This is a genomic window from Gloeocapsa sp. PCC 7428, assembly GCF_000317555.1.
Classification (GTDB): domain Bacteria; phylum Cyanobacteriota; class Cyanobacteriia; order Cyanobacteriales; family Chroococcidiopsidaceae; genus Chroogloeocystis.
Genome location: NC_019745.1, coordinates 2,086,117 through 2,111,575, shown reverse-complemented (window position 1 = coordinate 2,111,575; position 25,459 = coordinate 2,086,117). Strand labels below are relative to the sequence as shown.

The 25,459-nt window shown below is 44.0% G+C and carries 24 protein-coding genes and 1 tRNA gene; 11 read left to right on the top strand and 14 right to left on the bottom strand.

Annotation, left to right across the window (positions count from 1 at the left end; genetic code table 11):
• Window positions 1-359 precede the first annotated feature (359 nt).
• Both GLO7428_RS09215 and holA read right to left on the bottom strand, forming a co-directional pair.
• On the bottom strand, window positions 360-854 hold the full coding sequence (locus tag GLO7428_RS09215; RefSeq protein WP_015188294.1) for a DUF4168 domain-containing protein: 495 nt from the start codon (window positions 852-854) through the stop codon (window positions 360-362).
• Window positions 855-1,093: 239 nt separating this feature from the next.
• A complete protein-coding gene (gene holA, locus GLO7428_RS09210) occupies window positions 1,094-2,071 on the bottom strand; it encodes a DNA polymerase III subunit delta (RefSeq protein ID WP_015188293.1) in 978 nt (325 codons plus the stop codon).
• An 11-nt stretch (window positions 2,072-2,082) separates the two neighbouring features.
• Here holA and GLO7428_RS09205 point away from each other — a divergent pair, with 11 nt between their 5' ends.
• Window positions 2,083-2,712, top strand: coding sequence for a cobalt-precorrin-8X methylmutase (locus GLO7428_RS09205; RefSeq protein ID WP_015188292.1), 630 nt, complete (start codon window positions 2,083-2,085; stop codon window positions 2,710-2,712).
• A 15-nt stretch (window positions 2,713-2,727) separates the two neighbouring features.
• Window positions 2,728-3,954 (top strand): bifunctional cobalt-precorrin-7 (C(5))-methyltransferase/cobalt-precorrin-6B (C(15))-methyltransferase, encoded by a 1,227-nt coding sequence (locus GLO7428_RS09200; RefSeq protein ID WP_015188291.1) that lies wholly within the window; start codon window positions 2,728-2,730, stop codon window positions 3,952-3,954.
• Here GLO7428_RS09200 and GLO7428_RS09195 read toward each other — a convergent pair.
• The gene (locus GLO7428_RS09195) at window positions 3,951-4,763 is read right to left on the bottom strand and encodes a CPBP family intramembrane glutamic endopeptidase (protein WP_015188290.1); all 813 of its coding nucleotides are present in this window, start codon (window positions 4,761-4,763) and stop codon (window positions 3,951-3,953) included. The two genes, GLO7428_RS09200 and GLO7428_RS09195, sit on opposite strands and share 4 nt — an antisense overlap.
• A gap of 167 nt (window positions 4,764-4,930) precedes the next feature.
• Window positions 4,931-5,344 carry an AbrB family transcriptional regulator gene (locus GLO7428_RS09190; protein ID WP_015188289.1) on the bottom strand — a complete coding sequence of 138 codons (414 nt, stop codon included), beginning with the start codon at window positions 5,342-5,344 and terminating at the stop codon, window positions 4,931-4,933.
• Between the two features lie 732 nt (window positions 5,345-6,076).
• On the opposite strand from GLO7428_RS09190, the gene GLO7428_RS09185 reads away from it, so the two are divergent.
• Entirely contained in the window at window positions 6,077-7,069 is a 993-nt protein-coding gene (locus tag GLO7428_RS09185; protein WP_015188288.1) for a succinate dehydrogenase/fumarate reductase iron-sulfur subunit, read from the top strand.
• Window positions 7,070-7,164: 95 nt separating this feature from the next.
• Here the strand turns inward: GLO7428_RS09185 and GLO7428_RS09180 are convergent, their stop codons facing one another.
• From GLO7428_RS09180 to psbX, 4 genes are all read right to left on the bottom strand, one after another.
• Entirely contained in the window at window positions 7,165-7,689 is a 525-nt protein-coding gene (locus tag GLO7428_RS09180) for a TolB family protein (protein ID WP_015188287.1), read from the bottom strand.
• Window positions 7,690-7,808: 119 nt separating this feature from the next.
• The gene (locus GLO7428_RS09175) at window positions 7,809-8,375 is read right to left on the bottom strand and encodes a TolB family protein (RefSeq protein WP_015188286.1); all 567 of its coding nucleotides are present in this window, start codon (window positions 8,373-8,375) and stop codon (window positions 7,809-7,811) included.
• A gap of 187 nt (window positions 8,376-8,562) precedes the next feature.
• The gene (locus GLO7428_RS09170; protein ID WP_015188285.1) at window positions 8,563-9,453 is read right to left on the bottom strand and encodes a Ycf66 family protein; all 891 of its coding nucleotides are present in this window, start codon (window positions 9,451-9,453) and stop codon (window positions 8,563-8,565) included.
• 205 nt (window positions 9,454-9,658) lie between these two features.
• A complete protein-coding gene (gene psbX, locus GLO7428_RS09165; protein ID WP_015188284.1) occupies window positions 9,659-9,778 on the bottom strand; it encodes a photosystem II reaction center protein PsbX in 120 nt (39 codons plus the stop codon).
• A 341-nt stretch (window positions 9,779-10,119) separates the two neighbouring features.
• Here psbX and GLO7428_RS09160 point away from each other — a divergent pair, with 341 nt between their 5' ends.
• Complete coding sequence (locus GLO7428_RS09160; RefSeq protein WP_015188283.1) at window positions 10,120-10,413, top strand: YggT family protein; 294 nt, start codon at window positions 10,120-10,122, stop codon at window positions 10,411-10,413.
• Between the two features lie 62 nt (window positions 10,414-10,475).
• Here GLO7428_RS09160 and accC read toward each other — a convergent pair whose 3' ends face one another.
• Complete coding sequence (accC, locus tag GLO7428_RS09155; protein WP_015188282.1) at window positions 10,476-11,831, bottom strand: acetyl-CoA carboxylase biotin carboxylase subunit; 1,356 nt, start codon at window positions 11,829-11,831, stop codon at window positions 10,476-10,478.
• Between the two features lie 146 nt (window positions 11,832-11,977).
• Here accC and GLO7428_RS09150 point away from each other — a divergent pair.
• Window positions 11,978-12,059, top strand: a tRNA-Leu gene (locus GLO7428_RS09150).
• A gap of 86 nt (window positions 12,060-12,145) precedes the next feature.
• Here the strand turns inward: GLO7428_RS09150 and ffh are convergent.
• Window positions 12,146-13,600: a signal recognition particle protein gene (ffh, locus tag GLO7428_RS09145; protein WP_015188281.1), complete on the bottom strand. Its 1,455-nt coding sequence runs from the start codon at window positions 13,598-13,600 to the stop codon at window positions 12,146-12,148.
• A gap of 496 nt (window positions 13,601-14,096) precedes the next feature.
• Between ffh and GLO7428_RS09140 the strand changes: the two genes are divergently transcribed.
• Entirely contained in the window at window positions 14,097-14,300 is a 204-nt protein-coding gene (locus GLO7428_RS09140; protein WP_015188280.1) for a hypothetical protein, read from the top strand.
• A 290-nt stretch (window positions 14,301-14,590) separates the two neighbouring features.
• Here the strand turns inward: GLO7428_RS09140 and GLO7428_RS09135 are convergent, their stop codons facing one another.
• The 4 genes from GLO7428_RS09135 to GLO7428_RS09120 all read right to left on the bottom strand — a co-directional run bounded on the left by GLO7428_RS09135 (window position 14,591) and on the right by GLO7428_RS09120 (window position 19,179).
• Window positions 14,591-15,373: an amino acid ABC transporter ATP-binding protein gene (locus GLO7428_RS09135; RefSeq protein WP_015188279.1), complete on the bottom strand. Its 783-nt coding sequence runs from the start codon at window positions 15,371-15,373 to the stop codon at window positions 14,591-14,593.
• Between the two features lie 59 nt (window positions 15,374-15,432).
• Window positions 15,433-16,638, bottom strand: a complete 1,206-nt coding sequence (locus GLO7428_RS09130; protein ID WP_015188278.1) for an amino acid ABC transporter permease — start codon at window positions 16,636-16,638, stop codon at window positions 15,433-15,435.
• Window positions 16,639-16,785: 147 nt separating this feature from the next.
• Complete coding sequence (locus GLO7428_RS09125; RefSeq protein WP_015188277.1) at window positions 16,786-17,985, bottom strand: amino acid ABC transporter permease; 1,200 nt, start codon at window positions 17,983-17,985, stop codon at window positions 16,786-16,788.
• A gap of 129 nt (window positions 17,986-18,114) precedes the next feature.
• Window positions 18,115-19,179, bottom strand: a complete 1,065-nt coding sequence (locus GLO7428_RS09120; RefSeq protein WP_015188276.1) for an amino acid ABC transporter substrate-binding protein — start codon at window positions 19,177-19,179, stop codon at window positions 18,115-18,117.
• 211 nt (window positions 19,180-19,390) lie between these two features.
• On the opposite strand from GLO7428_RS09120, the gene GLO7428_RS09115 reads away from it, so the two are divergent.
• From GLO7428_RS09115 to GLO7428_RS09095, 5 genes are all read left to right on the top strand, one after another.
• Window positions 19,391-20,365: a phosphotransferase enzyme family protein gene (locus tag GLO7428_RS09115; protein ID WP_015188275.1), complete on the top strand. Its 975-nt coding sequence runs from the start codon at window positions 19,391-19,393 to the stop codon at window positions 20,363-20,365.
• A 547-nt stretch (window positions 20,366-20,912) separates the two neighbouring features.
• On the top strand, window positions 20,913-22,223 hold the full coding sequence (locus GLO7428_RS09110) for an ABC transporter substrate-binding protein (RefSeq protein ID WP_015188274.1): 1,311 nt from the start codon (window positions 20,913-20,915) through the stop codon (window positions 22,221-22,223).
• A gap of 102 nt (window positions 22,224-22,325) precedes the next feature.
• Window positions 22,326-23,234 (top strand): carbohydrate ABC transporter permease, encoded by a 909-nt coding sequence (locus GLO7428_RS09105; RefSeq protein ID WP_015188273.1) that lies wholly within the window; start codon window positions 22,326-22,328, stop codon window positions 23,232-23,234.
• A 16-nt stretch (window positions 23,235-23,250) separates the two neighbouring features.
• Window positions 23,251-24,138, top strand: coding sequence for a carbohydrate ABC transporter permease (locus GLO7428_RS09100; RefSeq protein ID WP_015188272.1), 888 nt, complete (start codon window positions 23,251-23,253; stop codon window positions 24,136-24,138).
• A 74-nt stretch (window positions 24,139-24,212) separates the two neighbouring features.
• On the top strand, window positions 24,213-25,313 hold the full coding sequence (locus GLO7428_RS09095) for an ABC transporter ATP-binding protein (protein WP_015188271.1): 1,101 nt from the start codon (window positions 24,213-24,215) through the stop codon (window positions 25,311-25,313).
• Window positions 25,314-25,459 lie beyond the last annotated feature (146 nt).

Genomic DNA, 25,459 nt, shown 5'->3' with positions numbered 1-25,459 from the left:
TGTATGCATTCAAACAAAAAATCCGAGTTCTCGCGTAAGTCCCACGGTACTGCAAACTCATGTTATTACGGATAAATACATTACTCTTGCAAGATTAAGATGGAGTTAATGCCAGGCTAATACTAGCTATTTGTTTTTGGAATATGGGTTATAGCAGGGGTCAGAGATCAGTTGACAGTGAAGAGAGTGTGGGAAAACTTTGTCAACTGCCAACTATCAACTTAGCGTGTTCGATGTCCTAACTACCCCAACGAGACTGCTATAGATGAAACATAAGAAATATTGCAAGTTTAAGCTTACTTGCTCGCACTTGATAATCAATTTATATAATTTCGCTATGATGCTAATTTTTTATACAACTAATTAGCCGAAGCATTTTGCAGCCGTAATAACTCATTTTTCACTCGTCGTTCGAGTTGCGCGTCGCTTTGCAAGTTGACTGTGATTGCATTGAAGCGATTAATCGTTAAACCATTACTTTCGACGATTTGCCGCGATCGCTTGCAGAACTCGACTGCAATATTACGTGCATCTGTAGGCAGCGAACTAAAGCTACGTGGTTGGTTGCAAACAATCGGTGGAATATTGTCTGAAGAAATGATTCTTTTAATTTCGTTAAACGCGGTTTGTCGCACAGGTTCCATGACGAGAACTGAGCGAGCATAATTTGTTACCTCTGCATTGCTCACAGCTTGGGCATAAGCTACAGAAGAAAATTCCACTTGTCGCGATCCAGCTAAATTAGGGACTAATCCAGATACGACACTTACACTACTTAAAGTAGCGATAACAAGCGATCGCGATAGCATTCGGCGGAAGCGATGACCAAAAACGATATGCCGATAAGATATCATACAACAAGCAACGAGAACAGTACTTTAGAGTAACAATTGTTTTGAAGTAATTTCTTGCTTATAAGTTCCAGAAATCAAATTATTCTCAAGTTAATCGCTGAGCGATCGCCAAAATCTGCAAACTTAATTTTTTCAGACTTCTCCGTATTTTTCCCGAACTTGACTGAAGTTCTTTAGTTGAGCAGTAAAGAGGAAAAATTCTTAATATCCTTACCACACCTAATGAATTACTAACAGAATTAGCAAAAAAGTTGGCAAAGTTCCATAATCTTCGTTTGTAAAACTAAGATTTCCTCAAGTCCTTGTTTTAGGCTGACTTCGAGTTCGAGTAATACTGGCAATGTAGAAGCAAGTTGCTTCACGGAAACGCCTTTAACTTCTTGTTGTAAAAAGTAAACGCGCTTAGGATTTGCAATTTCAGCCGCTTGCGCGATCGCTACATTATCTTGCCTTGTCTCACTCATCAGCTTCACCCACAACCACGTACGAAATTGTCCTATTAAAGTCGCAACGATGCGCAAAGCAGGCTCATTTTGCTCGATCAGTTGTGTTATCAATTCTAACGCTTTCGCCGAATCGCCATCTTTAATTGCGGCGGCTAGGTGCAAACTGTTGTGAGTATTATTACTAACTAAGGCAGCGACTGCGGCTTTATCTATGGGTTTTGAGTCAAAACTGGCAAATGTGCGTAATTTCTCTAATTCGTTATACATTTGACGTGTATCATTACCGACAGCTTCCGCTAGCATCTGCGCACTTTGCGATGTCAGTTTGATATTCAATTCCCGCGCCGCTTGTTGTACTTTGTCGATGAGTTGCTCGGTTTTCCACGGAGGAATCAAAGAAAATTCCTGAATTTGTGCAAATTTTTGGAGTAGCTGGGTAGATTTGAGACGTCCATCCGGTTTGTTGCGACAGCTTAGCAGTAAAACCGAGTTTTCAGGAAGAGCGGGTAATGTGCGTTGTAACTCGGCTAATAAGTCAGCGGAACACTGCTGAAAGACTGTTGTATCAACAAGCCATGTCAAGCGATTACCAGCGCCAAAAGGAGGTGTGATCGCTTGTGTAAGTCCTTGGATAACTGCGTCAGGTTGCGTCGCTGGAATTACGGTATAGTTAAAACTGAGCCATTGAGAATCAACAAAGCGATCGCGTAAGCGAAAAATTGCTGTTTGCATCGCGAAATCATCTTCACCCCAGTAAACATAAATTGGCATAAAAATCACTCGTGAAGCGCGAACAAAACGAAAGTACGATCCAAATCCATCCCATTATGGAGCAAAGTTTTGCCGTCATTGACCGCGAAATCGGCGCGCATAATTGGAGTGATGCGGAATATGCGATCGTCCGCCGCGTGATTCACACTACCGCCGACTTTGAGTTTAAACATCTGATTTCCTTTAGTCCAGAAGCAATTCATGCCGGAATCGCGGCGCTGCGGTGTGGTGTTCCGATTGTTACCGATGTCAGCATGGTGAAACAGGGTGTTATCGGATTGGTAACAAAGACTTTTAATAACCCACTAATCAGCGCTGTAGAACAAGTTAGCACTGCTTTACCAGGAAAAACGCGCACTGAAACAGGTATACTTCAATGTTACGAGAAATACCCGCACGCTATCTATGTCATTGGTAATGCCCCAACCGCTTTACTGGCGTTGTGCGATCGCATCACAACAACTTCTATCTTACCCGCATTGGCGATCGGCGCTCCAGTAGGCTTTATTTCAGTTTTGGAGTCGAAAGCCGCATTAGCCCAAACACCCGTTCATCAAATTCGCGTTGAAAGTCGTAAGGGAGGATCGGCTGTTGCTGCGGCAATTCTCAATGCTCTGATTATGCTAGCACTACAGAAGTAGAAATCAGGATGATTGATGAGTGTGGTTCATGTTGTCGGAATCGGTTTGGATGGTAAAGCAGGGTTAAGCAAGAATGTACAGCAAATCGTTGCCCAAGCGACATTACTCATAGGAAGCGATCGCCATTTAAGCTATTTTCCTAAGCATCCCGCCCAAAAGTGGATACTTGGTGATTTTACCGCAGCAATTGAGCGCATTCGACAGCAAAATACAGGCAATATCGTTGTCTTGGTCAGCGGCGATCCGCTATTTTTTGGTTTAGGGCGACTTTTAGTAGCAGAATTTCCGTCCGAAAAACTCGCTTTTCACCCGCATTTAAGTTCAGTACAATTAGCATTTAACGCGATCAAGGTTCCCTGGCACGATGCTAAAATCATTAGCGTTCACGGACGTTCGTTAACAGAATTAATTCAAGCATTACAGCAAGGCGTTGAGAAGATTGCTGTTTTGACAGATAACACAAATACTCCGAGTGCGATCGCGCGTTTGCTTCAGTCGTTAGATCTACCAAGCAATTATCAGTTTTGGGTTTGCGAAAATTTAGGGAGTCAGCAACAACGCGTACAATCTTGCTCACTCGAACAAATTGCATCGACAACGTTTGCACCGTTGAATGTCGTTGTTTTACTGCGTCAAAGTGACTCAAAAGACCTAGATTTAGCAACTTTACCACAGTTTGGTTTACCCGATCGCGTATTTTTAAGTTTTAGCGATCGCCCAGGATTAATGACCAAGCGCGAAATCCGCGTGTTAGTTTTGGGAGAATTAGCGTTACAACCTGGGCAAATTGTCTGGGATATTGGTGCGGGTACGGGTTCCGTTGCGATCGAAATCGCCCGCTTATTTCCGACATCTTGCATCTATGCCATCGAAAAAACCGCAGCAGGGACAACTTTAATTCAACAAAATTGCGATCGCTTTGGTGTAAAGAATGTTGTTTCGATTCACGGAAGTGCGCCAGAAGTGTTATCACAACTTCCCACCGCAGATCGCGTGTTTATTGGTGGTAGTGGCGGTAATTTAGTTGCTATTTTGGAGGCTGTGCGCCTTTCTCCCAATGGTGTTATTGTCCTTGCTTTAGCAACGGTAGAACACCTTGCGATCGCGTTAGATTGGCTCAAACATCAACAATGGCATTATCAAATGTTGCAAGTACAGCTATCGCGTTCTGTACCAATTGCGGATTTAACGCGGTTTACACCCTTAAATCCTGTAACAATTTTGAGTGCTACCACGAACTAATAAAAATAAGTAATCGATAATACGTGTTTCCAATTACCTATTACCAACAAAATCCCTGCTGTTGCAAGTAACAGGAGAATTCCGAAAGTTCCAGCCAAAGGTTTACCATGTTTCCCTGTTACCCAGTCAGGAACTTTTTGCGTGTAGGTGAGAATTTGAGTGGTGTCGATGGATGCGATCGCCCACACCCAACCGCTATGTAGTCCCCAAGCTAAGCCTAAACTTCCATTATCAATAACTCGCGCTAACACAAGTACCATCCCCATCAACCACAATCCAGGAAGTTGCGGTACAGTTTCGCGTTGTTCCCACACAAGATGCAATACCGCAAAAATTCCGCTAGAAATAACTGCGGCGATCCACAATGGATAATCTTGCTGCATTTGTGTCAGCATAAAGCCCCGAAAAATTAATTCTTCGGTTGCACTTACCCATAGCGCTAAAACGAATGTCGGTAGTACGACACTCATGATTTGCTGTAGCGATATCTTTTGCCAATTTACCCAGCCCAAAATTGTTTGAATTGCAAACAAGATCGCGAGACTGAGGATGGCGATCGCTAAACCTACGCCCAAAGATCGCAGAATTGCAAAATTCCAGACTAAGCCATAGTCTAAAAAATTTCTGTTTGTGATTTGGCTCACTTTCCAAAGCACAATTGGGGCAAGAAGATAGAGTGATGCTAATAACGGAAGTTTCTGCGCGGCTAAAGTCTTTGACTCACCACGCGCGACAAACAGCGGAATTGCTATTGGCAACCAACACCCAGCCCAAGCAATTAAAAAGCCTATTACTTGTAGTAATGACACTGGGGTAGCTGCCAAATTTATCAGCAAACTATGCGCTGTATAGTGAAGATGCCCGTTCAAAACCGCTGTCAATTTGCCAGATTTTTTTGATTGAAGATTAATAAAAAGGTCAGGCTAAAAGTTATGTTTCCGATATTGAGGAATGAGCCTTAATCCTTTTGAGAAAATTATTCTTCATCTTCGTCAGCATCTTCGTCCTGGCTAGCACTTTTATCACTATCTAGTTGAATCAAGTGAATGTGCTTGTATCCTAGCTTGATTTCAAATTCATCTCCTGGTTTGAGTCCCATTGCCTCAGTGTAAGTTGCACCTATGACAATTTGACCATTTTTGTGAACACTAACACGATATGTTGGTTCGCGACCGCGTCCATCTTTTGGTCCTTCTGGACTTAGGGGAATTCCTCTAGCTGCTAATAATGCATCATAGAAATCAGTGAGATTAACGCGAGTCTGTTTATTCTTGGTTACTGTGTAATAACCACAGCGCTTTGCTCTTTCTCGTCTTGGTAAGTCAGATAATTCTTTTACCTTTTGCAGTAATGCTTTTCCTGTTAATGGTGCAGTTGCGGTTTCAGTCATCGCACTTATAAATCCTTACGTTCTCCAAGTTGGTTTCATTGTCTTTTACAACAATGACATTATAAAAAATATATCCTCTTCTCTCTACTTTTTAGCAAAATAATCTGGGAATATTTACATCTTATCCCTTGTTAAATTATATTTGCATACAATTTTTATTTTAGTGGCGAAGCAGCGAGGTAATGAGTAAAGTTTTTGGCAATGTGCAAATATTTTTATTTTGCCAGTGATGCAACCATCGATTAGCGATATCAAAAATTAAACGCAGATGCCTCTTTGTTCGGCTTTTTTAGTCTTTGCTACAAATAATGGCTAGCAGTTTACTGATTTATCCACGAGGGTCTCAATCCTAGCCAGGATATTATGTCAAGTCCAGACACATAATTCTTAAGACATATTTTTTGTAACATTGTGGTTTGTCATTGACCAATCAATAACTTAACCTTAGTTAAACGAACTAAAAAATAGTTGCGACAAATCACAATTCTCCCTTCTCCTCTCCTGTGGACTTCGGCTCATCTCCATATATCAACCTTAAAGCAAAACATTATTAAGTAGGTAGAAGGGCTGAGCTAACCAGAGTTCTGCGATCGGTTTTAAACTAGAAGTAACCTCCAAATCACCTACTAAGTACCAAAGTGTAGTAAGCGATCGCAAAATATCTTAGCAAGTAAATGCTAGCAAGACGATCAAATTATAGGTACGCATAAAAAACTGTAAGGCTTTGTAAAGATGCAAGTTATTTTTAAAGTTATTCGGCAAAAAGAAAATTCTCCAGCCCAAGCCCAGACATACCAGTTAGAAGTTGAGCCAGGTAATACAATTTTAGATTGCCTAAATCGCATTAAGTGGGAGCAAGACGGAAGTTTAGCATTTCGGAAAAATTGTCGCAATACGATTTGTGGCAGTTGTGCAATGCGGATTAACGGACGTTCGGCTTTAGCGTGTAAGGAAAACGTCGGTAGTGAAGTTCAAAGATTACAAAACATCGAGGGTGACGCGATAACTCCAGAAATTATGCTGGCACCATTAGGAAATATGCCCGTCATCAAAGACTTAGTGGTAGATATGGATAGTTTTTGGAACCATTTAGAGGCGGTAGAACCTTATATCAGTTCAAGCGCTAGAAAAATACCAGAACGCGAGTTTTTACAAACTCCACAAGAGCGATCGCGTCTCGATCAAACGGGCAATTGCATTATGTGTGGTGCGTGCTATTCCGAATGCAATGCGCGGGAAATCAATCCCGATTTTGTCGGTCCTCATGCGCTTGCCAAAGCTTACCGCATGGTCGCAGATTCGCGCGATACTCAAACTGAAACGCGCTTGGAAAAATATAATATTGGCACTCAAGGTGTATGGGGTTGTACGCGCTGTTTTTATTGCAATAGTGTGTGTCCGATGGATGTTGCACCTTTGGATCAAATCAGCAAAATCAAACAAGAAATCTTAGCGAATAAGGAAGTACCAGACAGTATTCCCATTCGACACCGCAAAGGATTAATTGAACTTGTAAAGCAAGGCGGCTGGATTAATGAACCGAAATTTGTTCTTCAAGTTGTCGGCGATTACTTCCGCGATCTCAAAGGTTTATTGCGAATTACACCGCTTGGCTTCAAAATGCTCATTCGCGGTAAATTTCCACTTCATTTTGAACCATCAACGGGTACAGAAGAAGTGCGATCGCTGATTGAATCGGTACAACAAAAGAGGGGCGAGGAGTGAGGAGCGAGGGACTAGTTTTGAGTTTTAAGTTAACCTCATTCATAATTCACCCTTGCACAAGAAGCACCTCTGCACAAGAAGTTCCCCATCTCTTTTTATTGAGGTTCAGTTGGGATATTAATTGGTTGTCCGGCGCGATCGTAGACGAGAATATCCCACTGTCCGTTAGCACTTGATTCAAAGGCAATTCGATTGCCATCAGCGCTAATTGTTGGGTTACGAACTTCGGCTTGTAAGTTAGTTGTCAAGTTTCGTAACTGGCGGGTTTCGCGGTCATACAAAAAGATGCCAGACTTTCCTTGACGATTGCTAGCAAATACAATGTACCGACCATTTTCGGATAAAGCAGGACTTGAGGCGATCGCATCAAACGAATTTAATCCTGGTAAGTCAACTAATCTGCGGCTAGCCATATCAAACAAATAAATATCTTGACGCCCGAAGCGATCCGAACTAAAGACGATGTATCTTCCGGCGACGCGCGGCGTCAGTTCAGCCGCAGGGCTATTCAGGCTTCTTCCTCCTGAATCAAAGGGAAAGTTTAATAGCCGCGAGGAACCGCCACAGCTACTCAGTAATACCGTTAAGATAATTGTAATTAAGATAACTAAGCGTTTCACAAACCGATTGATAGACTCAAAACTAGGCTTTATAGCAGTTGACAGTGAAGAGAGTGTGGGAAGACTTTGTCAACTGTCAACTGTTTGTTCGGGTAGCCCCGACTAAAGTCGGAAGGCATCTACGATTTACGACCCTCAATAGGAACACCGTCAGGAATATCTAGTTCAATCCGAGAACCTCGATCGAGGACTTCGATATCCCACTGACCATTAATACTACTCTCAACGACGATGTAGCGACCATCAGGACTAATGCTCGGATTGCGAACCCATCCTTGATACCATCGGCTTAAAATCTGTCGCTGTTGCGTCACGCGATCGTAGAGTACTAAACTTGGTCTTCCTTGGTCGTTAATAATACAGACAATGTAGCGTCCTGTATAACTAATGCTAGGGCTTTCTGCAACGGCTTCAGGGCGGTCTTGTAAGCGCGGTAAAGGTAGCAAAACCTGCGCTTGCAGGTCATACAAGAGAAGATGACGACTACCATCACGGTTAGAGATAAAAGCTACGTAGCGACCATCGCCACTCAATGCCGGTTGTTCATCAGTATATCGGCTGTTCAGACTAGCGGGAGTGCTGAGGCGATCAATAGGAGTACACGCGATCGCAAAAATCAATAACCCCAAACCTAGACAAAGATAAATCCAGTGCTGAAGCCACCATTTTGCTAAAAATTTTCTCACCTCAAATCTATTTTTATGCCCCTGCCCAAGCTGACATTCAGCATTTTAGTATCTTTAGGGCATAACTTGACCACACTCACTCAAAGTATTAGCTAATTAGCAACTGACAATTAGCGCTAATCGCTAACAGCTAATCGCATAAGTATAGATATATGGCTTTAGTTTGACCTACAAGTAAAGTATTGAACTAAGGTTCGTCAAACCTGACTGAATTATCAAAATCACTATCAGATGAATCAACCGGCTTGTAATCTACATAATCTGTTGGCGTTGCTTCAACATCCTCTCTTCTTCGAGGCGTACCTTGTGCAGGACGCCGCTTTCTCGTTGGTCGAGATGTCGTACTAGAGCTATCTTTGTCTTCCCACGAAGAATCACTACTTCTTGTAGAACGCGATGGTCTACTCGCGCTGCTGCTACCGACATCATCCCAGCTACTATCTGATTTAGGATATCCCCATTCATCAACTTCTGGGCGCTCAGTGATTGGACGGCTTGTCGGACGAGAAGGACGACGGCGCTTAGTTGCTTTATCTGCTGGTGCTAAGCGTTCAGAACTGCTACCGCGATTCGAGTACCGACGCCGAGGTTCATCATCGTAGTCATCGGTCGCATTACGACGGACTTCGTCTTCATAGTCGGTGGTTCGTGCTGGGCGCGTTTCTTTTGTTCCCTGAATTCTTCTTCTAGGGTTAATTGTCGGGCGTTCTTCGTAAAGTGGCTCAAGTTCATCTAACTCGGCTTGATACTCATAAACGGGACTAACTGGTCTTTCTTCGTCTACAATTCGCGTGTTGCGTTTGGCTTGTTCAGTAGCAACACCACGCAGTCGGACGCTTTCAACCGCAAAGAAGATTGCTGAACCCGTGAGGAGTAATTGACCAAACTGCAAAATCGGGTCTAATCGCCAGCCTTGAAATAGAAGAATAAAACCGCATAGTAACCCGACAGCCGCAAAAAAGATGTCATGATCTCGCGATAGCTCTGGACGCACTGAGCGCAGGAAATATAGCCCTGCACCAGCTACAGCTAAGAAGATGCCCAGGATACTCGCTGAATTTAGTCCAAAGTTAACCATTTCTGTTCTCTCAAGTATGTCTTATCCTAACGAGTGCAGCCAAAAATCACCATAGGGATCTGGGCATTGTCTTTGTTGCGTACGCCAATCGATATTATTTAAATATACGCTTGTATGCAACTCATTTACTCGCTACACATCTATGACACAATTACAGCACGCGTTAGTAAAATTGATGGGGAGTCGTTGAGACTCCCTAGATCTATTATGAGCGCTGGATTTTATCCTTTTGACTAATAAAAATCAAACCAACTGTTGCTGGAACAACAACAATTAAAAGTCCTGCAAGCAAACTATAAAAGAAATTCATTAAAGAGGGTGTCATAGATTTGCAACCTTTTTGCACACTTCGATCTTAATTTTAATCTTCTGTTACACCATTGAGAAGCTCATCGTATACTGTTTTAGATTAATACTCCATCTTTACAAGCAATAACGAGCCGCAGTGGAAATAGTTTTACGCGCTACAATTTCTCCACAGACTGCTAACGACCCTTTTTTAGTTAAAATACTAGAATATTTACAAAAATTAAAAAATAAAGGTTGTAGCCGTAGTGTCGTGACTTCAGTTGCTACATCTCGGTCTCGATGTGAGTGCTTCTTCAGTATTTAGGTACTTTTGCAGCTTACTCGTCAATTTTTGAGTTGTTTCGCCGCTAAATCGATATGAGCGCTGTTACTCTGACAAATTGGATTCTTGGTTCTGTTTTAGGACTAATGATCTTGTTATTTCTTTTCCGCATCGTTCTGACGTGGTATCCACAAGTTGATCTCAAACGCTTTCCTTTTAACGTCATTGCTGTAACCACGGAACCCTTTTTAGCGCCTTTGCGCAAGCTAGTACCACCAATCGGCGGAGTCGATATTACTCCTGTAATTTGGCTTGGAATTGTCAGCTTACTGCGCGAGCTACTGTTAGGTCAGCAAGGACTACTTACAATGGCTTCGCGCTTGCACTAAAAAGAGGGGTGAGTGAATAGTGATTGAAGCTCTTCTGACCTTTGAACCCTGAACCCTGACCTCTAATTTCCCCGTGAGAACATAACGCGTTCGACAAAATTCGTATAGACGTCGCCTTGTAAAAATTCTGGTGTTTCTAGGATTCTTTGATGGAAGTTGATTGTTGTGGGCAAGCCAGTCAAGGCACATTCGCGTAAAGCACGTTTCATGCGTTTAATGGCGCTGGCACGATCTGGACCCCAGACGATTAATTTGGCAATCAATGAATCGTAGTAGGGAGGAATTTGATAATCGGTGTAAACGTGAGAATCCATGCGGACACCAGGACCACCAGGCGGTAAGTAGCCGCTAATCCGACCTGGAGACGGACGAAAGTCATGATCTGGGTCTTCAGCATTAATGCGACACTCGATCGCATGACCGCGCAGTATAACTTGGTCTTGAGTCAGCTGAAGTTTTTCACCTTGGGCTACGCGAATTTGTTCAGCTACTAAGTCAAGTCCAGTAATCATTTCGGTGACGGGATGCTCAACTTGAATCCGCGTATTCATTTCCATAAAATAAAATTCGCCGTTGGGAGCAAGGAGAAATTCCACCGTACCTGCACCAACATAATCAATCGACTTAGCCGCCTTTACCGCAGCTTCTCCCATTTTTTCGCGGAGTTCAGGAGTTAGTGCGGGGCTAGGTGCTTCTTCTAATAATTTTTGGTGACGGCGTTGAATCGAACAATCGCGTTCGCCGAGGTGAATCACGTTACCGTAGCTATCTGCAAGAATTTGAAATTCGATATGACGGGGACGTTCGATAAATTTTTCGAGATACAAGCCAGGATTACCAAAAGCAGCTTCTGCTTCGCCTTGAGCGGCTAAAAAGAGTTTGGTGATTTCACCGTCGTCGCGGACAAGACGCATTCCACGTCCGCCGCCGCCTGCTGTCGCTTTGACGATGACTGGATAGCCGATTTGACGCGCGATCGCTTGTGCTTCAAGTTCGTCTTTAAGTAAGCCATCGCTACCAGGCACAATCGGCACACCGGCGCGAATCATCGTTTCTTTCGCCGTTGATTTATCGCCCATCGCGCGAATGGCTTCGGGCGAGGGACCAATAAATGTAATTTGATGATCGCCACAAATTTCGGCAAATCGGGCATTTTCGGCTAAAAAGCCGTACCCTGGGTGAATCGCCGTGGCGTTGCGTGTTAAAGCTGCGGCGATAATTCGTGGAATATTCAGATAACTTTTGTTACTTGGAGCTTCGCCGATGCATACCGCTTCATCTGCAAGCTGGACGTGAAGAGAATCGCGGTCAACGGTCGAATGAACTGCAACGGTAGCAATTCCCATTTCTTCACAGGCACGAATAATCCGCAGGGCAATTTCTCCCCGATTGGCAATGAGTATTTTAGAAAAGTGCATTTGTCAGCAATACCAACAGCTAGAATAATTGCTCTCGCTAACTCCTAGAACTTCTCTACAGCGGCAGTGCGATCGCGTAGCTTCAGCATACAGTAAATCTGCAACGAAATTGCGCGTAATCTGCTACTATCTATAATTAGTCGAAAGCGGATGTGGTGGAACTGGTAGACACGCACGTTTGAGGGGCGTGTGGCTTACGCCTTGCGAGTTCGAGTCTCGCCATCCGCATTAACAGGCATTAGGAGCGAGGAGCGAGGGGCTAGAGTTTAGTTGTCAAATTTTTCCTCTGACCTCCGACCCCTGATCGCTGACCTCTAAAGCGTTCCAAACCCTTTTTTCTTCTTTTCCTTTTTCTTCTTCTTGGCTGTACCACCGCCGCTGTAGCCGCGCCAACCTGGTGCGGAAGGACGATTACCAGCAGCGGCAAGAGGATCGCCCATACCACCAAACATTCCAGGCATTCCAGGGAAGCCGCCTTGCGTCATTTGTTGCATGAGCGATCGCATTTTCTGAAAATCACCCACTAACTTATTCACATCGGCTTCTTTGTAACCCGAACCATTCGCAATCCGTTTTCTGCGACTTGGAGAACTGGCGAGTAAATCAGGATCGCGGCGTTCTTGCGCGGTCATCGAATTAATCATTGCCTCGGCACGCTTGAGCTGCGTTTCGCCTTGCTTGAGTTGATCTTCCGATAACTTATTCATGCCTGGAATCAGCTTCATGATGCCGCCAAGCGAACCCATATTCTTTAGCAGCCGCATCTGCTTGAGGAAGTCGGTAAAGTCAAATTTTGCTGCCATAATTTTTTCTTGCATCTTGGCAGCATCCGCAAGGTCAATTTCCTCCTGTGCTTTTTCGACTAGCGTTAAGACATCACCCATTCCGAGAATTCGCGATGCCATGCGATCGGGGTAAAACGGTTGAAGTGCTTCGACTTTTTCCCCAACACCGACAAACTTAATCGGTTGACCAGAAATTTGGCGTACTGATAACGCTGCACCACCTCGGCTATCGCCATCAAGTTTCGTCAGAATTGCCCCTGTAATCCCAATTTCATCGTGAAACGTTCGCGTTAAATTTGCCGCTTCTTGACCTGTCATCGCGTCTACAACAAGTAGAACTTCATGGGGTTGCACCGTTTCTTTGATTTGGGCTAACTCTGCCATCATGTCTTGGTCAATTTGTAAGCGACCAGCCGTGTCAATAATGACGGTGTCTACTCCTTCGGCTTTCGCGCGTTCGACTCCCTGACGCGCAATTTCTACAGGGTTAGCATCACTTCCCATTTCAAACACGGGTACTTCGATTTGCTTACCCAGTGTCACCAACTGATCGATCGCTGCGGGGCGATAAACGTCGGTGGCTACCATCATGCAACTGCGCTCTAATTTGCGTAGGTGTAATGCTAGTTTGGCTGTTGCTGTCGTTTTTCCGGTTCCCTGTAAACCAGCCATCAGGACAATTGTCGGCGGTTGTTCAGCTTGTGCTAGAGGAACGTTTGTTTCCCCCATGACTTGCACAAGTTCTTCGTAAACAATTTTGATGAACTGCTGATCGGGTCGTACTCCAGCAATGACCTCAGCGCCTTGCGCATGAGATTCGACTTCAGCAATAAAGTCTTTGACTACCTGTAAATTAACGTCTGCTTCCAACAGCGCGCGACGCACTTCTCGGAGTGCTTCTTGAATGTTGGACTGGGTAATCTTGTCTTGACCCCGTAGCTTTTTCCAGGCAGACTCTAAACGGTCAGCAAGTGCATCAAACATAATTCGTCAAAATCCGTTCGTCTATAAGTATTGTGTCAGCCAATTTGTTTGTCTACTTACTACGTTAAATGCTTAGCTATCACTAAAGCTATTAACCGAAAAACGCTGATTGTCAGTTGAAGAAATTAAGGCACACTTTTTTACAACCTGGATTCAGCCTTGATCTCTCAACTTCTTCTCTCAAGCCATATTACATATCTGCGGCTCCCTGATTCTGGGGCGCTTCTAAGGGCTTGTAGATAAAAGTTCGCGGAGGATTTAGGGAGTTTCTGTGCCCCTTAAATTTGAGCCTGAGGACTTGTGTATCAACCATAGCCTAACCTTGAGCGAGGGCAATCATGCAAAGCAGAGCGATTGCGATCGCATCTTCAAATTATGAGGAAAAATATAAAGTTTTGTTAAAGTAAGTCATTTTGTATTTTTAGCTACAGAATTGTCTGATATAGTGAATGTGTAAAGCAAAAACGTAAACAAATTATTTAAAGAGGAAGCTGATATGTCTGCTCAAGATCAAGCCCGTGCCTTAATGATGCGTCATCATCACCTGATCAGAAATCGTCAGCAATCAATGCTGAATCGCGCAGCATCCGAGATGGGTCTAGATGGCACCGAATATCTTGACTATATTCAAGACATCCAAGGTAAAGTAAATCCAAGCTTCCGCAGCACATATGACCGCAGTTCAGCCACGATGAGCTAAGTGTAAACATGGATCTTTGTGGCAGTCTGAAGTATCCAACGCAACTAAGTAATTTAATTGCTCTACAATTTTACCGCTGAGGCGATGAGCCAAGGAAAACAAACCTAGTATATTAACCACAATCTGCCTTGCAAAAAGCTATCTTCATTCTTGTAAGGCAAAATTGCAAATCATTCTTACATTTGGGCATTCTTCGGTTATGAAGAAACGCCCTATATTTATTTAAGTTAGTTAGCTAATCGCTTGAGTTCAGCCGCATAGCTTAGCCAGATAGTCGCATCAATGCTGAATTACAAAATTTGAGATAAAAACTTGCGCGTGCGTTCTTCTTTCGGGTTCTGGAAGAATTCTTGGGGTGTCGCTTCTTCGACAATAACCCCGCCATCCATCAGGACGATGCGATCGGCGACTTCGCGCGCAAAACCAACTTCATGAGTAACAACGACCATTGTCATTCCCGAACGGGCAAGCGATCGCATCACATCTAAGACTTCCCTCACCATTTCTGGATCGAGGGCGGATGTGGGTTCGTCAAAGAGCATAATTTTTGGTTGCATTGCCAAAGCGCGGGCGATCGCGACTCGTTGTTGTTGACCGCCAGAAAGCTGACCAGGATATTTATGCGCTTGTCCAAGGATTCCCACTCGCTCAAGTAGCTGCATCGCGACTTCTTCGGCTCTTTTTTTTGGCCAGCGGCGTACCCAAATTGGCGCTAGAGTCACATTATTGAGTACCGTCAGATGGGGAAACAAATTGAACTGTTGAAACACCATCCCGACTTCTTTACGAATTGCATCGATGTTGCGTAAGTCGTGGGATAATTCGATGCCATCAATTTCAATTTTGCCCTGCTGATACTCTTCTAAAGCATTAAACGTCCGAATAAACGTTGATTTTCCTGAACCCGAAGGACCCATAATCACAACAACTTCACCACGGTGGACATTAAGACTGACACCGCGTAGAACGTGAAATTTATTGCTGGCGTACCACTTATGGACATTCTGAGCGATTATCGCAGGTTTTTGTGGAGAAGAAGAATCTGTTTCAGTTGTTATGGTTTGCTGTGTCATTTCGTATTTTTCCTTGGTTGAATGGTATTAGGTAATAGGTAATTGGGAATGGCTTTTTGCTATCGCTGACCAACATTCAACTTGCGTTCGAGATTGCGGCTGGCTTGCGACATTCCGTAGCAGAAGATCCAATAGATTAAACCGATGAACAAGTACACTTCGGCGTAGCGTCCGATAAATTCTGGTTGTGCCAAAATTGAACGAGCGATTCCAGTAAGTTCGAGTAAGCCAAATAGCGCGAGGAGCGAAGTATCTTTAAATAAGCTGATGAACTGACCAACAATTGCTGGAATGACGGCTTTTAAGGCTTGGGGTAACACAATCAAAGAAACTGTCAAAGGTGAACTCAGCCCTAAAGCTTTAGCGGCTTCAGCTTGTCCGCGTGGAACGGCTTGCAAACCACCGCGTACGTTTTCGGCGAGATACGCCGCACTGAATAAGACAAGTCCGGCGATCGCGCGTAGTACTCGATCTAAATCGCGGAACCAGGGCGGGAGAAACAAGGGTAACATCACTTGCGCTAGAAACAAAATGCCGATTAATGGTAAACCTCGGATAACTTCAATGTAGAGCGTCGATAAGCCACGCACAACCGGAAGCGGACTTTGCCTTCCGAGGGCGAGTAACACTCCTAAAGGAAACGAAAGAATGATACTCGTGACGGCGGTGAGTAATGTTAATAGTAGTCCTGACCAGACCGTTGTCGGGGTAGGTGTTAGCCCCAAACCACCTTTGATCAACCACCAGACAACGAGAAATGCAACGCCCCACGCGACGGGAAACCAACCGCTCGAATTAGCTGGTAATTGCTGCCCGACTGTATAGCCAACGGTTGCTAAAAGTGCGATCGCCAGTAACCACAACCGTGATGATAAAGGCAGTGGTAGCAAGATGACAGCAGCAACAATAATACCCAAAGCAATTAACGTAGAACGACTGAACCATCGTGCATCCTTGCGACTAAAACCCCAAGCAATTCCAGCTAAACCTGCAAGAACTCCGAGTGATAGCCAAACACGCCAATAAAGTTCGGGAGGAAATCTACCGACAAAGAATAACTGTAAGTTAGTTGCAACGACATTCCACTGGGCGACATCAAATACCCAGCGCAATAAGTTACTGACTCCGACAACGATGACGACGGTACACACAATCGTCAAAATGACGTTGTACCAGGTACTAAATAAATTGACCCGCATCCATTCCCAAGGCGAGGAAGCGCGGCTAATTGGAGGGGCAATAGGAGGAGGTAATTCAGTCTGCATAGGTGAGGGGTGAGGGAGCTTAAGAGAGTTATAAATGTTGAGGTATGCGAATTCTGTTCATTCACGATAATTGCCTCTGGCACCTTTGTTCGCGAACAACACTCGTCACTAACCACTGATCGCTTCTCATTCAAAACTTTTAGCGCGTTATCGTTCTTTGAATTGCACAGTACGGTTGAACAAGTTCATCACCAGCGAGATGATTAAACTAATTGTGAGGTAGGTAATCATGATCAGAAACATGACTTCTACTGCCCGCCCTGTTTGGTTAAACGTTGTTGACGCAACAAAATAAACATCAGGAAAACCGATCGCGATCGCTAAACTAGAGTTTTTCGCAAGGTTGAGATACTGACTTGTCAGCGGCGGTATAATCACGCGCAAAGCTTGGGGTAAAACAACACTTTGCATGACTCTTCCTGGTTTGAGTCCTAATGCTCGTGCAGCTTCCCATTGTCCTTGCGGAACCGCCTGAATTCCGGCGCGGACAATTTCGGCGATGAAGCTTCCTGTATAAACCACAAGCCCTAGTAGCAAAGTTCCAAATTCGGGCGATAAACGCAGTCCGCCTTCGATTTGTTCAGTACCTACCAGTTGCGGCAATGTGATACTGAAGGGAATTGCGCCATTAATAATGTAGGCAAGTGCGATCGCCGCAACGATGGGTCCTAAAGCCCACAACAATTGATTACCAGGAACGCCACGTTCTTGCATAACTCGTGTCCGCCACCGCCAAAGCGCGATCGCACCTGCAATGCCTAACGTGAGTAACAATAACCATATTCCTGCCCCCGCACTTCCTTGTATCCACGGTAAATATAATCCGCGACTTGATAGGTAAGTAGGACCTGGAAGCGTAATGCGGTTAGCGACATTAGGTAATTGCAAGAAGAACGCAAAGTACCAAAAGAAGAGTTGTAAAAGTAGCGGTATATTGCGAATCGTTTCAACGTACACTAATGCTAATTGCCGTACTAACCAGTTGTTTGATAATCGGGCAATTCCTGCAACTAAACCTAAAATTGTTGCTAAAACAAGTCCAACCGCAATGACGCGCAGCGAGTTAACAAGTCCAACTAAAATGGCTCGACCGTAGCTATCTGCTGGATTATAGGAAATGAGTGTTTCGCCAATGTCGAAGGAAGCTTGCGAACCGAGAAACCCAAATCCTAGTTGAATGCCTAATGCTCGCAAGTTGTAGATGACGTTATCGATGACCAGAATCACCAACAACAAAAACAGCAATACAGCAATAACTTGTCCAGCGACTCGCCAAAATCGGGTATCTCTGAGTAAATCCTTAAATTTGGGTGCATTGCGCGTAACCCGTGGACGCTGTGTAGTCATTAGTTTGGTTTGAAGAGTGGTTAGTCGTTAGTGGCTAGTGGTTAGTTGTAAGTGGTGAGTGATGAGTTTTGAGTTAACCCTCATTTGTCATTATTTATTCTCCTCTGCACCTCTGCTCCCCTGCCTCTTTTACCGGAAAGGAGGCGCGTAATGTAGCCCACCATTCGTCCACAATTCGTTTTGACCGCGTGGGAGATTGAGGCGTGTTTCAGGGCCAAGATTGCGGTTATAGATTTCGCCGTAGTTACCAACTTCGCGAATTGCCCGCGCTATAAAGTCGTTTGTTAGTCCTAATCCTTGCCCTAAATCGCCTTCGGTTCCGAGTAAGCGTCGCACGACTGGATCTTCGCTATTCGCAAAAGAATTGATGTTTTGTGAGGTAATTCCGAGTTCTTCCGCTTCGATTAACCCAAAGATGACCCACTTCACGGTGTCGTACCACTGCGGATCGTTGTTTCTCACTGCGGGGGCGAGTGGTTCTTTGGACATGACGACATCCAAAAGAACGTGTTCGTCAGGATTTGGTAAAGCACTGCGTTGCGCAACCAACTGCGAGCGATCGCTCGTAACGCCTTCACAGCGTCCTTGTTGATACGCGGCAAAGGTGGCTTTATCGTCTTCAAAGACAATAGGTGTATACTTAACTCCTAACTTGCGCATTTGGTCAGCAAGATTCTGTTCGGTACTGGTTCCTGTTTGGACGCAAACGGATCTGCCTTGCAAGCCTTTTAAATCTGTAATGCCGCTATTTTGTTTGACCATCATGCCTTGACCGTCATAAAACACCGTTGGTGCAAACTCTAGACCTATAGATGTATCGCGGCTGATTGTCCAGGTGGTGTTGCGGCTGAGAACATCGATTTCCCCTGCTTGTAACGCTGTAAATCGCTCTTTGGCGTTGAGGTTGCGAAAATCTACCGCTTGCGGATCGTCAAACATCGCTGCGGCGATCGCGCGACAAATATCGACATCTAGTCCGTTGTATTCGCCTTGTTGCGTGACGTAGCTAAACCCTGGTAAATTCCCACTGACACCACACGATAACCTGCCACGGGTTTTGACTCGATTCAATACCGCCCCTGATGCTGCGCCGCCTTCTTGGGCGGATAGTCTGGGATATAAAAACAGGCTACAACCCGATAACGGAGCCGCCAGCAACGCTGCACTCAACAGCAGGGAACTCCACTTAAGCATATTTTTCTTCCCGTATTTCCTTTCGTCGTTATCTATACTTTTTAAATCAAGCTAAACCGAAATCTTTTATATAAAGTTAATCTTGCTGAATTGACAACCTTAACTGCGGTTTAATCTTATAATTTGATATACACGGTAAATGCAGCTACTGATACAGTTTGTGATTTTTATTAACTAAATAGTACACTGTCGATTATGCTAGTAGTTGAGCATGAGTTATCCGATCGCGGTCATTCATTCGCTTCTTGCAGGCGAAGCTTTAATTGAGCAGATATTATGCCATTATCCTTTGGCGAAACCACAAAAGTGTAAGTTGTACAAACGCGGTCTTAATGATACTTATTTAGTCGAAGCAGAACAAGGTCAGCAATACATTTTGCGCGTTTACCGTTATGGGTGGCGAACACTAGCAGCAATTAATTTTGAACTCGAATTATTAAATTATCTACACAATTGCGATCTGCCAGTTGCTTACCCAATTGCTAAAACAACAGGTGGTTTTATCGAAGCGATCGCCTCTCCTGAAGGTCAGCGATATGCGGCTGTCTTTGCTTATGCACCAGGTCGGGCTATTGGTAAAAATATCAATAGCGGACAAAGTCAAGTTTTAGGAGAAGTTGTTGCGAGAATTCATCAAAAAACCGATAATTTTACGAGTCATTTTAGCCGCGCTGAACTTAATTGCGAGTATCTTTTAGATTGGGCACTCGATGCGATCGCCTTGCTATTTCAGCACCGTAGAAGTGATATTGATTATCTCTTCAATTTAAGTACTCAAATCAAAACGGAGTTAATGGAATTAGCGCTACCCCAAACACCATCAACTTATGGAGTTTGCATTGGTGATGTCCATTCAGAAAATGCGCACTTTAGTGAAAATCAACCAACATTATTTGATTTTGACCAATGCGGCTACGGCTGGCGGGCTTTTGATATTGCTAAATTTATTCATACAACCTATCGGTGGCAATTAGATGCCAACATTCGCGAATCATTCGTGCAAGGTTATCAAAAAATCCGGCAGTTAACCCAAGCAGAGGTTAACGCGATTCCCCTTTTTACGAAAGCAGCACACATTTGGGTGATGGGAATTGCTTGTGCTGTCGTAGAAGAGGTTTTACCTTATGGTGAGTTTACTGATGAATGGTTGAATGCTCGGATGGTTTTACTAAGTAAGCTTACCTAATTTGTGAGATTTTACTTATTGATAAAAAATAAAAGTGCCACTTTCCTTGCAACGTTGTAGCACTCCATGCAGTACCGTTTTACTTTGAGACTACGACAAATAAGCAATGTCTTTAATAAAAAGGTGTTTAGCTAATAAAGATTATTTTGTTAGTGACTATTCTACCATTTATATAGTTATTTTAGTTTAATTTTTATACAAATTTATATTCTCTATGCTTGCTATATCTTTAGAAAGATGTGGCATAAATCAAATAAATATTAAGTTACACGTATTACAGTAATTTGGTATATTCTATTCGATAGGTGCCTGTTGTTGGACACGGAAAAACGTGCCTTCAGGCTATCAAGCGCTACTGTAATGCTTGCCAATTAAACAGCAAAGTTGTTGATATTTACAATCTGAAACAATTTTTGTTAAGTTAGCTGAACTTTTTTTGCTGTTTTTTAAAATTCAGCAGATTTGCTAACAAGTACTGAAATTTGTTGCCTCAGATAGTTAAGTTTATACCTCTGCTCATGAGTAGCTCGTGAATTTTGATTGAAAAATGTTGTACCGCAAACCGTTAAACAAACTGCAAAGATTTTTACGCAAACAAGGCTTTTTACGTTTAGGGGTTTTTGCTGCTTTTTTCTTAGGTATCGTACTTTATAGCTGGATTGCATTATCGCAGCAACCAGTGACGCTCAATTTGTTAATGACTGCCCCTGATGCCCAACCTTGGCAACAGGGAATCGTTAAAGACTTTGAGGCAAAAAACCCTGATATTCGGATCAATATTATTGAAGGTCCGAATGCGACAAACTTACTAGAAGATTTGTATACTTCTGCGTTCATTTTAGGTGATTCTCCCTACGACCTAGTAAACATGGACGTGATTTGGACACCTAAATTCGCGGCGGCGGGATGGTTAATGGATCTGACTGATCGGATGTCTCCTGAGGAATTAGAAGCATTTTCAGATGCAGACGTTGAAGGTAGTCGCTACGAAGGTAGGTTATATCGCATTCCGATGCGATCAGACGTAGGGATGCTGTATTACCGCACCGATTTACTCGAACAAGCCGGATTGCAACCACCAGAAACCTTTGCAGAATTGATTCAAGCTTCGCAAACATTGCAACAAAAAGACTTGATCAACTGGGGATACGTTTGGCAAGGGCGGCAATACGAAGGACTTGTCGCGATGTTTATCGAGGTGTTAGAAGGCTTTGGCGGATTTTGGGTAAATCCCGAAACTCTCGAAGTCGGATTAGACCGACCGGAAACAGTGCAAGCAATCAACTTCTTGAAAGATACTGTGGCGCAAGGAATTTCACCGCCTGGGGTGACAACATACCAAGAAGAAGAAACACGGCGCTTTTTCCAAAGTGGTCAAGCCGCGTTTTTACGAAATTGGCCTTATGTTTGGCCTTTAGCCCAAGAAGAAGGTTCGCCTATTGAAGGTAGAATTGCGATTAAACCGATGGTTGCAACTCCTGGAAGAAACGGTGGTGCGTGTCTTGGTGGTTGGGGCTTAGGAATTTCGGCATCGACAAGACATCCTGAAGAAGCATGGAGGGCGATTCAGTACTTTACTTCTGAAGAAGCACAAAAGAACTTCGTTTTGAATGCAGGCTTTGTTCCAAGTCGGCGACCGCTGTTTACCGATCCAGAGATTGTTGCGAAGTATCCCCACTATCCGCAGTTACTCGAAGTTGTACAGCAAGCTGTGTTACGTCCACCGATCGCGCAGTATGCGCAAGCGTCTGATATTCTACAACGCTACCTTAGTGGCGCATTGACAAATCGGATGACACCCGAACAAGCAATGCAGTCTGCTGCTAATGAAACTCGCCGCTTACTCAGTAGAGGTTAGAGGGTTGAGTTATGAGTGGTTAGTGACTAGTGATTAGCCACTAATTACTTCCCTCTATAAATCAAAACTTTTGGAAATTTAGAATCTTTTTTGCAAACTTCGATGTTTAATACAAAGACAATTCGGGGACGCGAACAACGGACAGCATGGATTTTGATAATACCAGCCTTGCTGATGCTGTTGTTTGTGTTTGGTTATCCTATTATCCGTGCTTTTTGGCTGAGTTTGTTTACGCAAAACTTGGGAACGCGACTGCAACCCGTTTTTTCTGGGTTTGACAACTATGCGCGGATGGCGGGGGATGGTCGTTTTTGGCAAAGCTTCTGGGTAACGATTATCTTTACAGTTTCTTCGGTTATCTTGGAGTTACTTTTAGGATTAGCGATCGCGCTGATTCTCAACCAAAAGTTTTTTGGACGCGGTTTAGTACGAACATCGGCGATTATTCCGTGGGCTTTGCCAACCGCTTTAATTGGTTTAGCTTGGGCGTGGATTTTTAACGACCAATTCGGGATAGTCAACGATATTTTACTGCGGCTAGGAATTATCAATACCGGAATTAACTGGTTAGGAGATCCGACGCTAGCAATGTTTGCGGTCATTTTTGCTGACGTTTGGAAAACGACGCCATTCATCAGTATTTTGCTACTCGCAGGCTTGCAATCGATTTCACCGGATTTATACGAAGCGCACTCGATTGATGGTGCAACACCCTGGCAAAATTTCCGCAAGATTACCTTACCCTTACTGCTACCGCAAATTTTAATTGCGATGCTGTTTCGCTTTGCGCAGGCGTTTGGAGTTTTCGACTTGATTCAGGTCATGACGGGCGGTGGTCCTGGCGGTGCAACCGAAGTGGTATCATTATACATCTATTCAACGGTAATGCGTTACCTCGACTTTGGTTATGGTTCAGCCCTCGTCGTCGTGACATTTTTATTGCTGGTGTTGGCTGTGGCGATCGCCAGTTTCCTTCTCAACAAAACTCGCGCCCGAACTGGTACAACTTAATTCATAATCCAAAATCATGACTGCAACTCCTGAAGTCGTTCCCATTACTCCGAGACGAACCGGCGGCGCAAAAAAGATTCCCTGGCGGAAGATTTTAACAACCATCGCCGTCACACTCGTTGTCATTTTTTGTTTAGCGCCAGTAATGTGGCAAGTTTTAACTTCATTTAAAGTGAATGAAGATATTGCGGCTGTTCCCACAGTGTATTTCCCAACGCGCTATACGTTAGACCACTATATCGAGTTATTTGTCCGCCGCCCATTTTGGCGCTATATCCTTAATAGTGCGTTTGTGTCGATTGTGTCTACCGCACTAGCTTTAGCACTGGGCGCACCAGCTTCTTACGCGCTGGCGCGATTGCGTCCTTGGGGTGGTAAGGTGATTTTGGCAGGAATTCTCATCGTTACCTTATTCCCAGGAATTTTGCTATTTATCGGACTTTTAGAAATTATTCAACAATTAGGATGGGGTAACAACTACCTAGCACTGATTGTTCCCTACACTGCCATCAATTTGCCATTAACGATTTTGGTGCTGCGCAGCTTCTTTGAGCAATTACCAAAAGACTTGGAAGATTCCGCTAGAGTAGACGGCTACAACACGTTTCAAATGTTGTGGCAAATCTTACTTCCGATGACGCTTCCAGCTTTGGTGACAACTGGAATTCTCACCTTTATTTTTGCTTGGAACGAATTCATCTTCGCATTGACCTTCATGACGCGCGAAGAACTCAAAACAATTCCAGTTGCAGCAGCGCAGTTAGGGGGTGCATCAGTGTTTGAAATTCCCTATGGACCGATCGCCGCTGCGACGGTTCTCGGTACGTTACCGCTTGTTTTACTTGTGCTTTTCTTCCAACGCAAGATCGTTCAAGGTCTTACCGCTGGGGCTGTTAAAGGCTAGTAATTGGTGGCTAGTGGCTAGTTACTAGTTGCTAATCACTCATCACTCATCACTCATCACTAACCACTAATAAAATGGCTAGACTCGAACTCAAAAACTTAAATAAAACCTTTTCTCCTAAAGTCGTTCCCGTTAAAGACGTTAGTCTTACTGTTGAAGATGGAGAATTTTTAACTCTGCTTGGTCCTTCCGGTTGTGGTAAATCTACAGTGCTACGGATGATTGCAGGGTTAGAAGAACCAACACGCGGTCAAGTTCGGCTGGGTGGTGAAGATATCACATTTAGACGACCAGGCGATCGCAATATGGCAATGGTATTCCAAAGCTATGCACTGTATCCTCACATGACTGTCGCCGAAAACCTGGCTTCGGGACTCAAACTTAAAAATGTACCGCGCGCAGAAATCAAACAACGTGTTGCTGAAGTTGCGCAACTACTTGGTTTAGAAGAGTTACTCAGCCGCAAACCTGGTCAAATGTCTGGAGGACAACGCCAGCGGGTTGCGGTTGGTCGGGCTTTGGTGCGTCAAGCCCAAGTATTTTTACTCGACGAACCTTTGAGTAACCTCGATGCGTTACTGCGCGAACGTGTCCGCGCAGATCTCAAACAAATCTTTGCTAACCAAAAAGCCCCAGTCGTTTACGTAACGCACGACCAAACCGAGGCGATGACGCTTTCGACGAAAGTTGCGGTACTTAATAATGGCTATGTACAACAGTTAGCACCACCGGAGCGCATTTACACGCACCCTGCTAACTTGTTTGTGGCGGGGTTTGTCGGTAGTCCCCAAATGAATCTTTTGACTTTACCATGTCGCGGACGTTACGCCCTCCTCGGCGATTATCAAATTCCACTGATTAATATTCCGACAGTTCCACCACAAATTGTTTTAGGAATTCGCCCTGAAAATGTCCGCGTTGCTCGTCCAGAAGATGAATATATCATCCAAGGTAGAATATTTTTAGTAGAAAACTTGGGGATGCACAACTTAATCAGTGTTCGTGTTAATAGTTCGCACTCAGAACCAGTGACAGTACGCGCATTGCTACCTACAGACCAAGTTTGGAGTAACGAAGAAATTACGCTTGCTCTACCCCCCCAAAACATTCACTGGTTTGATGTTGAATCAGGGGATGCACTTGTCGGAAGACAAATGGTAGGAACAATGAGTTAGTTGTTAAGTAAGTGGGTAAAAATAAACATAACTTAAGGGCTGGTAACTATTAGCTATTAGCTTTTATTTGATTGCTAAATGCTAAGTGCTAAGTGCTTTGTTGTTACCCGTTACCTAACAAATGTTACGTGCGATATTCAATTATA